This is a genomic window from Escherichia sp. KCJ4928 (genome assembly GCF_004352695.1).
Lineage (GTDB): Bacteria > Pseudomonadota > Gammaproteobacteria > Enterobacterales > Enterobacteriaceae > ECMA0423.
The window spans coordinates 1-10,491 of sequence record NZ_SJWV01000146.1 but is presented as its reverse complement, the minus strand read 5'-3'; the positions used below and the strand labels follow the sequence as shown (position 1 = coordinate 10,491).

8 protein-coding genes are annotated in these 10,491 nt (G+C 52.6%); 7 read left to right on the top strand and 1 reads right to left on the bottom strand.

What is annotated here, in order from left to right:
• The first annotated feature begins 137 nt into the window (after positions 1–137).
• The 5 genes from ssuE to ssuB are packed head-to-tail and all read left to right on the top strand — an operon-like array spanning position 138 to position 4,373.
• Positions 138–713, top strand: a complete 576-nt coding sequence (gene ssuE, locus E0D98_RS17770; RefSeq protein ID WP_001263933.1) for an NADPH-dependent FMN reductase — start codon at positions 138–140, stop codon at positions 711–713.
• Positions 706–1,665, top strand: coding sequence for an aliphatic sulfonate ABC transporter substrate-binding protein SsuA (ssuA, locus tag E0D98_RS17765; protein WP_001244342.1), 960 nt, complete (start codon positions 706–708; stop codon positions 1,663–1,665). The genes ssuE and ssuA overlap by 8 nt, the downstream gene beginning before the upstream one ends.
• Positions 1,662–2,807, top strand: coding sequence for an FMNH2-dependent alkanesulfonate monooxygenase (ssuD, locus tag E0D98_RS17760; protein ID WP_000055996.1), 1,146 nt, complete (start codon positions 1,662–1,664; stop codon positions 2,805–2,807). Before ssuA ends, ssuD begins: the two co-directional genes overlap by 4 nt.
• A gap of 10 nt (positions 2,808–2,817) precedes the next feature.
• A complete protein-coding gene (gene ssuC / locus E0D98_RS17755; protein ID WP_000235203.1) occupies positions 2,818–3,609 on the top strand; it encodes an aliphatic sulfonate ABC transporter permease SsuC in 792 nt (263 codons plus the stop codon).
• The gene (gene ssuB / locus E0D98_RS17750; RefSeq protein WP_001090508.1) at positions 3,606–4,373 is read left to right on the top strand and encodes an aliphatic sulfonates ABC transporter ATP-binding protein; all 768 of its coding nucleotides are present in this window, start codon (positions 3,606–3,608) and stop codon (positions 4,371–4,373) included. Before ssuC ends, ssuB begins: the two co-directional genes overlap by 4 nt.
• A 206-nt stretch (positions 4,374–4,579) precedes the next feature.
• Here ssuB and pepN read toward each other — a convergent pair whose 3' ends face one another.
• Positions 4,580–7,192 carry an aminopeptidase N gene (pepN, locus tag E0D98_RS17745; protein WP_000193844.1) on the bottom strand — a complete coding sequence of 871 codons (2,613 nt, stop codon included), beginning with the start codon at positions 7,190–7,192 and terminating at the stop codon, positions 4,580–4,582.
• Positions 7,193–7,457: 265 nt separating this feature from the next.
• Between pepN and pncB the strand changes: the two genes are divergently transcribed.
• Positions 7,458–8,660: a nicotinate phosphoribosyltransferase gene (gene pncB / locus E0D98_RS17740; RefSeq protein ID WP_001297200.1), complete on the top strand. Its 1,203-nt coding sequence runs from the start codon at positions 7,458–7,460 to the stop codon at positions 8,658–8,660.
• Positions 8,661–8,828: 168 nt separating this feature from the next.
• Complete coding sequence (asnS, locus tag E0D98_RS17735; RefSeq protein ID WP_000117881.1) at positions 8,829–10,229, top strand: asparagine--tRNA ligase; 1,401 nt, start codon at positions 8,829–8,831, stop codon at positions 10,227–10,229.
• Positions 10,230–10,491: the final 262 nt, after the last annotated feature.

Sequence of the window (10,491 nt, the reverse complement as noted above, 5' to 3'; positions counted from 1 at the left end):
ATAAAGCCCTTTCTTTAGTTTATTTTCAGAAAAAGATACACAAAATTTATATTTGGCATTTTCTTGTCTCTCCGACAGACTGACCGAATTGTTATCAATGTTAACAAAAAAAGAACAATTGGTTATAAGGAGAGAGTATGCGTGTCATCACCCTGGCGGGTAGTCCTCGCTTTCCTTCTCGCTCCAGCTCCTTGCTGGAATATGCGCGGGAAAAACTAAATGGCCTCGATGTAGAGGTTTATCACTGGAATCTGCAAAACTTCGCCCCGGAAGATCTGCTTTATGCTCGTTTCGATAGTCCGGCACTCAAGACCTTCACCGAACAGCTGCAACAGGCTGATGGACTGATAGTCGCTACACCTGTGTATAAAGCCGCCTATTCCGGCGCGCTGAAAACCCTGCTCGACCTGCTGCCAGAGCGCGCTTTGCAAGGCAAAGTGGTGCTACCGCTGGCGACGGGCGGTACCGTGGCCCATCTGCTGGCGGTCGATTATGCCCTTAAACCAGTTTTAAGCGCACTGAAAGCTCAGGAGATCCTGCACGGCGTGTTTGCCGATGACTCACAAGTAATTGATTACCATCACAGACCCCAGTTCACGCCAAATCTGCAAACCCGTCTTGATACCGCGCTAGAAACTTTCTGGCAGGCATTGCACCGCCGCGATGTTCAGGTTCCTGACCTTCTGTCTCTGCGAGGTAATGCCCATGCGTAACATCATTAAACTGGCGCTGGTGGGATTGCTTAGCGTCTCTACGATTGCGGTTGCTGCAGAATCCTCGCCTGAAGCGTTACGTATAGGCTATCAGAAAGGCAGTATTGGTATGGTACTGGCAAAAAGCCACCAGTTACTGGAAAAACGCTATCCGCAATCAAAAATCTCCTGGGTGGAGTTCCCCGCGGGTCCGCAAATGTTGGAAGCGTTAAACGTTGGCAGTATTGATCTCGGCAGTACCGGGGATATTCCGCCAATCTTTGCCCAGGCTGCCGGGGCTGATTTGGTATATGTGGGCGTCGAGCCACCGAAGCCCAAAGCCGAAGTGATTCTGGTGGCAGAAAACAGCCCGATCAAAACCGTAGCCGATCTTAAAGGTCACAAAGTTGCCTTTCAGAAAGGTTCCAGTTCACACAACCTTTTACTGCGTGCACTGCGTCAGGCCGGACTTAAGTTTACCGATATCCAACCCACTTACCTGACGCCCGCTGATGCCCGCGCCGCGTTCCAGCAAGGTAACGTTGACGCCTGGGCTATCTGGGATCCCTACTACTCTGCTGCATTATTACAGGGCGGCGTGCGGGTGCTGAAAGACGGCACCGATCTCAATCAAACTGGATCGTTTTATCTGGCAGCTCGTCCCTATGCAGAAAAAAACGGCGCTTTTATTCAGGGCGTACTCGCAACCTTTAGTGAGGCCGATGCGTTAACCCGCAGCCAGCGCGAGCAAAGCATCGCTTTACTGGCAAAAACGATGGGCTTACCGGCACCGGTGATTGCCTCTTACTTAGATCATCGCCCTCCTACCACCATCAAACCGGTTAACGCCGAGGTTGCCGCCTTACAGCAGCAAACGGCAGATCTGTTTTATGAAAATCGTCTGGTGCCGAAAAAAGTCGATATTCGCCAGCGCATCTGGCAGCCCACTCAACTGGAAGGAAAACAATTATGAGTCTGAATATGTTCTGGTTTTTACCGACCCATGGTGACGGGCATTATCTTGGAACGGAAGAAGGTTCACGCCCGGTTGATCACGGCTATCTGCAACAAATTGCGCAAGCGGCGGATCGTCTGGGCTATACCGGTGTGCTGATCCCAACGGGGCGATCGTGTGAAGATGCGTGGCTGGTGGCGGCGTCGATGATCCCGGTGACGCAGCGGCTGAAGTTTCTTGTCGCCCTGCGCCCCAGCGTAACCTCACCTACCGTTGCCGCTCGCCAGGCCGCCACGCTTGACCGTCTCTCAAATGGTCGTGCGTTGTTTAATCTGGTCACAGGCAGCGATCCACAAGAGCTGGCAGGCGACGGCGTGTTCCTTGATCATAGCGAGCGCTACGAAGCCTCGGCGGAATTTACCCAGGTCTGGCGGCGCTTATTGCTGGGGGAAACCGTCAATTTCAACGGTAAACATATTCATGTGCGCGGAGCAAAACTGCTCTTCCCGCCGATTCAACAGCCTTATCCTCCGCTTTACTTTGGCGGATCGTCAGACGTCGCCCAGGAGCTGGCGGCAGAACAAGTTGATCTCTACCTCACCTGGGGCGAACCGCCAGAACTAGTAAAAGAGAAGATCGAACAAGTGCGGGCGAAAGCTGCCGCGCATGGACGCAAAATTCGTTTCGGTATTCGTCTGCATGTGATTGTTCGTGAAACTAACGACGAAGCGTGGCAGGCCGCCGAGCGGTTAATCTCGCATCTTGATGATGAAACTATCGCCAAAGCACAGGCCGCATTCGCCCGGACGGATTCCGTAGGACAACAGCGAATGGCGGCGTTACATAACGGCAAGCGCGACAATCTGGAGATCAGCCCCAATTTATGGGCGGGCGTTGGCTTAGTGCGCGGCGGTGCCGGAACGGCGCTGGTGGGCGATGGTCCTACGGTCGCTGCGCGAATCAACGAATACGCCGCGCTTGGCATCGACAGCTTTGTGCTTTCGGGCTATCCGCATCTGGAAGAAGCGTATCGGGTCGGCGAGTTGCTGTTCCCACATCTGGATGTCGCCATTCCGGAAATTCCCCAGCCGCAGCCGCTGAATCCGCAAGGCGAAGCGGTGGCGAATGATTTTATCCCCCGTAAAGTCGCGCAAAGCTAAGGAAGAAATAATGGCAACGCCAGTGAAGAAGTGGTTATTGCGCGTTGCCCCCTGGTTTTTACCGGTGGGCATCGTGGCGGTGTGGCAACTGGCCTCCTCAGTTGGCTGGCTGTCGACGCGTATTTTGCCCTCACCGGAAGGGGTGGTGACGGCGTTCTGGACGCTCTCCGCCAGCGGCGAACTGTGGCAGCATCTGGCGATCAGTTCCTGGCGGGCGCTGATTGGCTTTTCAATTGGCGGATCGCTGGGGTTGATTTTGGGACTGATTAGCGGGCTATCTCGCTGGGGAGAACGGCTGCTGGATACCTCAATTCAGATGTTGCGCAACGTACCGCATCTGGCGCTGATCCCGCTGGTGATTTTGTGGTTTGGCATTGATGAATCCGCAAAAATCTTTCTGGTGGCGCTCGGCACGCTATTCCCCATTTATATCAACACCTGGCATGGCATCCGTAATATCGATCGCGGTCTGGTGGAAATGGCGCGTAGCTATGGATTATCCGGCATACCGCTGTTTATCCATGTGATCCTGCCTGGTGCCCTGCCCTCAATTATGGTCGGCGTGCGTTTTGCGTTGGGCCTGATGTGGCTGACGCTGATTGTTGCCGAAACCATTTCTGCCAATTCAGGCATTGGTTATCTGGCGATGAATGCGCGGGAGTTTTTGCAAACGGACGTGGTGGTAGTCGCTATTATTCTTTACGCCCTGCTCGGCAAACTTGCTGACGTCAGCGCGCAGCTGTTAGAGCGCCTCTGGTTGCGCTGGAACCCGGCTTATCATTTGAAGGAGGCCACGGTATGAATACTGCTCGTCTGAACCAGGGCACACCATTGTTGCTCAATGCAGTAAGCAAACATTACGCGGAAAATATCGTCCTGAACCAACTGGATTTACATATTCCGGCAGGTCAGTTTGTGGCGGTGGTGGGCCGCAGCGGTGGTGGCAAAAGTACCCTGCTGCGCCTGCTGGCCGGGCTGGAAACGCCAACCGCAGGCGATGTGTTGGCAGGCACCACACCGCTGGCTGAAATTCAGGAAGACACGCGAATGATGTTTCAGGATGCGCGTCTGCTACCGTGGAAATCGGTGATTGATAACGTTGGGTTAGGCCTTAAAGGCCAGTGGCGCGATGCCGCGCGTCGGGCGTTGGCTGCGGTAGGACTGGAGAATCGCGCCGGGGAATGGCCTGCCGCACTTTCAGGCGGGCAGAAACAGCGAGTGGCGCTGGCAAGAGCGTTGATTCATCGACCGGGTTTATTGTTGCTTGATGAACCGCTCGGGGCACTGGACGCCTTAACGCGACTCGAGATGCAGGATTTGATTGTGTCACTTTGGCAGGAGCACGGCTTTACCGTACTGTTGGTGACGCATGATGTGAGCGAAGCGGTAGCAATGGCTGACCGGGTGTTGTTAATTGAAGAGGGAAAAATTGGTCTGGATTTGACAGTGGATATCCCCCGTCCGCGTCGATTAGGGTCGGTGCGATTAGCGGAGCTGGAAGCGGAAGTATTGCAACGGGTAATGCGGCGTGGGCATTCTGAACAACTGATTCGGCGTCATGGTTAATATGCCGGATGTGGCGCACAAAACCAGCATTTTCAACGGACTAGTAGGCCTGATAAGACACGTCAAGCATCGCATCAGGCAGTTGGGCACGGCTGCCGGATGCGGCGTGAACGCCTTATCCAGCCTACAAAACCAGCAATTTCAACGGAGTTGCAGGCCTGATAAGACGCGTCAAGCGTCGCATCAGGCATTTTGGCTCAAAAGTATCAAGCCAGTGCTTTGGTGATCTTCTCGTACAGATCGCCAGAGAGATTTTCCAGCCCTTTCAACTGTTCCAGCGCCGCGCGCATTTTCTCCTGACGTTTGGCATCATAACGTTTCAGGCGAATCAGCGGTTCAATCAGACGTGAAGCTACCTGCGGGTTACGGCTGTTGAGGTCGGTAAGCATTTCCACCAGGAACTGGTAACCGCTGCCATCTTCGGCATGGAACGCTGCCGGGTTGCTGCCCGCAAACGCACCAATCAACGAACGAATACGGTTCGGGTTGCTCATGGTAAATGAGCGATGCTGCAACAGACCACGCACCGTCTCCAGCACATTCGCCGCCGGGCTGGTGGCTTGCAGGATAAACCATTTATCCATCACCAGACCGTCCTGATGCCACTTATCGTCGTACTCCTGCATCAGTGCGTCACGGCAAGGCAGCTGTGCAGCAACCGCCGCAGAAAGCGCTGCCAGCGCATCGGTCATATTGTTTGCTTCATGGTATTGCTTGCTCACCAGCACGTCAGCCAGATGCGTTTCACCAAAAGCAAGGAAGCGCAGGCAGGCATTACGCAGAGTGCGTTTTGCAATATCTTCATGCTCAACACGGTACTCGCTCTGGTAATTCGCGTTGTAAATAGCCAGCAGCTCATCCGCCAGTTCAGTCGCCAGAGTACGAGTGAGTGCTTCGCGTACTTCGGCAATAGCAATCGGGTCGATGATATCGAACAGTTCAGCCATTTCATTGACAGAAGGCAGCGTCAGGATTTCTGCCGCCAGCGCCGGATCAATCTTCTCATCGAGCAGCACCGCGCGGAAAGCGTCAGCCACATGTACCGGCAGAGACAGCGGCTGCCCTTGCTGATGACGGGCGACGTTCAGCTTGATGTAGGTTGCCAGCAAACTTTGCGCCGCATCCCAACGGGAGAAATCATTACGCGCATGACGCATCAGGAAGGTCAGTTGCTGATCGCTCCACTTATATTCCAGTTTCACTGGCGCAGAGAATTCGCACAGCAGCGCAGGCACCGGCTGGAAGTAGACATTATCAAAAACAAAGGTCTGTTCCGCCTGGGTGACGTTCAGCACGGAATTCACCGGATGACCGCCTTTCTGCAACGGGATCACTTTGCCTTCGTTGTCATACAATTCGATGGCAAATGGAATATGCAGCGGCTGTTTTTCTGCCTGATCCGGCGTGGCTGGCGTGCGCTGGCTGATGGTCAGGGTGTACTGCTCGGTTTCCGGATTGTAGTCGTCTTTGACGGTCACAATCGGCGTGCCGGACTGGCTGTACCAACGGCGGAAATGGGAGAGATCGACATTCGACGCATCTTCCATCGCCTGCACAAAGTCGTCGCAGGTTGCCGCGCTGCCATCATGGCGCTCGAAATAGAGTTGCATCCCTTTCTGGAAGTTTTCTTCGCCCAGCAGGGTGTGGATCATGCGAATCACTTCCGCGCCCTTCTCGTAAACGGTCAGGGTGTAGAAGTTGTTCATCTCAATGACCATATCCGGGCGGATCGGGTGCGCCATCGGGCTGGCGTCTTCCGCAAACTGCAATCCGCGCATGGTGCGCACATTATTGATACGGTTTACCGCGCGGGAACCAAGGTCAGAGCTGAATTCCTGATCGCGGAAGACGGTTAAACCTTCTTTCAGGCTGAGCTGGAACCAGTCGCGGCAGGTCACTCGGTTACCGGTCCAGTTATGGAAATATTCATGGCCGATAACGCGTTCAATATCGAGATAATCTTTGTCGGTGGCGGTGTCGGTGCGGGCCAACACATATTTGGAGTTAAAGATATTCAGCCCCTTATTCTCCATTGCGCCCATATTGAAGAAATCCACCGCGACGATCATATAGATGTCGAGGTCATACTCCAGGCCAAAGCGTTCTTCATCCCATTTCATGGAGTTTTTCAGCGAGGTCATCGCCCACGGCGCGCGATCAAGGTTGCCGCGATCGACGTACAGCTCCAGTGCTACTTCGCGACCAGAACGCGTGGTAAAGGTATCGCGCAGTACATCAAAGTCGCCTGCCACCAGCGCAAACAGGTAGCACGGTTTCGGGAACGGGTCCTGCCACTGTACCCAATGGCGTCCGTTTTCGAGTTCGCCTTGCGCAACGCGGTTACCATTGGAAAGCAGGAAGGGATATTTGATTTTATCGGCAATAATTTTGGTGGTAAAACGCGCCAGCACGTCCGGGCGGTCGAGATAATACGTAATATGGCGGAAACCTTCGGCTTCACACTGGGTGCAAAGCGCATCGCCTGACTGATAAAGCCCTTCCAGCGCCGTATTCGCCGCCGGGCTTATTTCATTAATGATCTTAAGCGTAAAACGCTCCGGCAAATTACTGATGACCAGTGCGCCCTCTTCTTCTTTCCAGGCGGTCCACGGCTCATCATTAATATGAACAGAAACCAGTTTGAGGTCTTCGCCGTTGAGACGAAGCGGAGCATCTGATGCACCATGACGGACAGCCTGGCTGACCGCGGTAACGACCGTCTTTTGCGCGTCGAGGTCAAAGGTCAAGTCAATATCAGTAATCTGGTAATCCGGCGCACGATAATCGTGACGGTATTTGGCTTGTGGCTGTTGAGTCATAAATAACCTTTAGCATCTTTTATAGAGTCTGGTGTTCAGTCTATTCCTGTTGCGTAAATCGCGCTATGCAGAATCTTCATCTTTTCAGGTACAAACGCCTTTATTGCTACATTTTTATAACATACACCGCGTAATGCCATCGACCAGAAAGGTGGCATATGGTGTGATCGGGGTTCAATAAATTGCGAAACAAGGTATACTCCAGCAGTTCCTGAAGATGTTTATTGTACTAAACGCTCCTGTACGAGGACGCTACTGCGCACCTATGACACAATTCGCTTCTCCTGTTCTGCACTCGTTGCTGGATACAGATGCTTATAAGTTGCATATGCAGCAAGCCGTGTTTCATCACTATTACGATGTGCATGTCGCGGCGGAGTTTCGTTGCCGAGGTGACGATCTGCTGGGTATTTATGCCGATGCTATTCGTGAACAGATTCAGGCGATGCAGCACCTGCGCCTGCAGGATGATGAATATCAGTGGCTCTCTGCTCTGCCTTTCTTTAAGGCCGACTATCTTAACTGGTTACGCGAGTTCCGCTTTAACCCGGAACAAGTCACCGTATCCAACGATAATGGCAAGCTGGATATTCGTTTAAGCGGCCCGTGGCGTGAAGTCATCCTCTGGGAAGTTCCTTTGCTGGCGGTTATCAGTGAAATGGTACATCGCTATCGCTCACCGCAGGCCGACGTTGCGCAAGCCCTCGACACGCTGGAAAGCAAATTAGTCGACTTCTCGGCGTTAACCGCCGGCCTTGATATGTCGCGCTTCCATCTTATGGATTTTGGCACCCGTCGCCGTTTTTCTCGCGAAGTACAAGAAACCATCGTTAAGCGTCTGCAACAGGAATCCTGGTTCGTGGGCACCAGCAACTACGATCTGGCGCGTCGGCTTTCCCTCACGCCGATGGGAACACAGGCACACGAATGGTTCCAGGCACATCAGCAAATCAGCCCGGATCTAGCCAACAGCCAGCGAGCTGCACTTGCTGCCTGGCTGGAAGAATATCCCGACCAACTTGGCATTGCATTAACCGACTGCATCACTATGGATGCTTTCCTGCGTGATTTCGGTGTCGAGTTCGCCAGTCGCTATCAGGGCCTGCGTCATGACTCTGGCGACCCGGTTGAATGGGGTGAAAAAGCCATTGCACATTATGAAAAGCTGGGAATTGATCCACAGAGTAAAACTCTGGTTTTCTCTGACAATCTGGATTTACGCAAAGCGGTTGAGCTATACCGCCACTTCTCTTCCCGCGTGCAATTAAGTTTTGGTATTGGGACTCGCCTGACCTGCGATATCCCCCAGGTAAAACCCCTGAATATTGTGATTAAGTTGGTTGAGTGTAACGGTAAACCGGTGGCGAAACTTTCTGACAGCCCTGGCAAAACTATCTGCCACGATAAAGCGTTTGTTCGGGCGCTGCGCAAAGCGTTCGACCTTCCGCATATTAAAAAAGCCAGTTAATATCATCAGGGAGCTAATCGGCTCCCTTTTTTTACCTTTAATTCCGAAATCTTTCGCTGCATTTGCGAATTCTGCTTGTCTGATTGCAGATGCCAGGTAACATAGGTATCCCCCCATTTACGGGTGGACAAGTGTTTATTTTTTCCGACTATTAACAGAGAGAATATTATGAGCGTTGTGCCTGTAGCCGACGTACTCCAGGGCCGCGTAGCCGTTGACAGCGAAGTCACCGTACGCGGATGGGTACGTACCCGCCGAGATTCAAAAGCTGGCATCTCCTTCCTCGCCGTTTATGACGGTTCCTGCTTTGATCCTGTACAGGCTGTCATCAATAATTCTCTGCCCAATTACAATGAAGACGTCCTGCGTCTGACCACCGGCTGCTCGGTCATTGTGACGGGTAAAGTCGTGGCGTCGCCGGGCCAGGGGCAACAATTTGAAATTCAGGCCAGCAAAGTTGAAGTTGCTGGTTGGGTTGAAGATCCAGACACTTACCCGATGGCGGCAAAACGCCACAGCATTGAGTATCTGCGTGAAGTCGCTCACCTGCGTCCGCGCACAAACCTGATTGGTGCCGTCGCGCGCGTTCGCCATACGCTGGCGCAGGCGCTGCATCGCTTCTTTAACGAGCAGGGATTCTTCTGGGTTTCAACGCCACTGATTACCGCATCTGATACCGAAGGTGCAGGCGAAATGTTCCGCGTTTCTACGCTGGATCTGGAAAACCTGCCGCGTAACGATCAGGGCAAAGTGGATTTCGACAAAGACTTCTTTGGTAAAGAGTCTTTCCTGACCGTATCTGGCCAGTTGAACGGCGAAACCTACGCTTGCGCATTATCCAAAATTTATACCTTCGGCCCGACTTTCCGTGCTGAAAACTCCAACACCAGCCGTCACCTGGCGGAATTCTGGATGCTGGAGCCGGAAGTGGCGTTTGCTAACCTGAACGATATCGCGGGTCTGGCTGAAGCCATGCTGAAATATGTCTTCAAAGCGGTTCTCGAAGAACGCGCAGACGACATGAAATTCTTCGCTGAACGCGTAGATAAAGATGCCGTTTCACGTCTGGAACGCTTCATTGAGGCCGATTTCGCGCAGGTGGATTACACCGACGCAGTGACCATTCTCGAAAACTGCGGCAGGAAGTTTGAAAACCCGGTTTACTGGGGCGTCGATCTCTCTTCTGAGCATGAGCGTTATCTGGCGGAAGAACACTTTAAAGCACCGGTAGTGGTTAAAAACTATCCGAAAGATATTAAAGCGTTCTATATGCGCCTCAACGAAGACGGTAAAACCGTTGCGGCTATGGACGTTCTGGCTCCGGGCATCGGTGAGATCATTGGTGGCTCCCAGCGTGAAGAACGTCTGGACGTTCTGGACGAGCGTATGCTGGAAATGGGCCTGAATAAAGAAGATTACTGGTGGTATCGCGATCTGCGTCGCTACGGTACTGTTCCGCATTCAGGTTTCGGTCTTGGTTTTGAACGCCTGATTGCTTACGTAACTGGCGTGCAAAACGTGCGTGATGTGATTCCGTTCCCACGTACTCCGCGCAACGCCAGCTTCTGATTTTCTTCCTCAAAGAGCCAGCGCCTGCTGGCTCTTTTTTATCCTTTCTGTCAAGTTATCTGTTTGTTAAGTCAAGCAATCTATTTGCAACCCCGCCATAACGATCATCCTGTTACGGAATATTACATTGCAACATTTACGCACAAAAAATAACCCGCATTCTTATTGCGGATTAGTTTTTTCTTAGCTGATAGCACAATTTTCATACTATTTTTTGGCATTCTGGATGTCTGAAAGAGGATTTTGTGCCAGGTCGATAAAG

What these genes read in the sequence shown, in the direction of transcription:
- pncB (WP_001297200.1), top strand. Translation starts at nt 7,458, where the DNA reads ATGACACAATTCGCTTCTCCTGTTCTGCACTCGTTGCTGGATACAGAT.
- ssuD (WP_000055996.1), top strand. Translation starts at nt 1,662, where the DNA reads ATGAGTCTGAATATGTTCTGGTTTTTACCGACCCATGGTGACGGGCAT.
- asnS (WP_000117881.1), top strand. Translation starts at nt 8,829, where the DNA reads ATGAGCGTTGTGCCTGTAGCCGACGTACTCCAGGGCCGCGTAGCCGTT.
- ssuB (WP_001090508.1), top strand. Translation starts at nt 3,606, where the DNA reads ATGAATACTGCTCGTCTGAACCAGGGCACACCATTGTTGCTCAATGCA.
- pepN (WP_000193844.1), bottom strand. Translation starts at nt 7,192, where the DNA reads ATGACTCAACAGCCACAAGCCAAATACCGTCACGATTATCGTGCGCCG.
- ssuA (WP_001244342.1), top strand. Translation starts at nt 706, where the DNA reads ATGCGTAACATCATTAAACTGGCGCTGGTGGGATTGCTTAGCGTCTCT.
- ssuE (WP_001263933.1), top strand. Translation starts at nt 138, where the DNA reads ATGCGTGTCATCACCCTGGCGGGTAGTCCTCGCTTTCCTTCTCGCTCC.
- ssuC (WP_000235203.1), top strand. Translation starts at nt 2,818, where the DNA reads ATGGCAACGCCAGTGAAGAAGTGGTTATTGCGCGTTGCCCCCTGGTTT.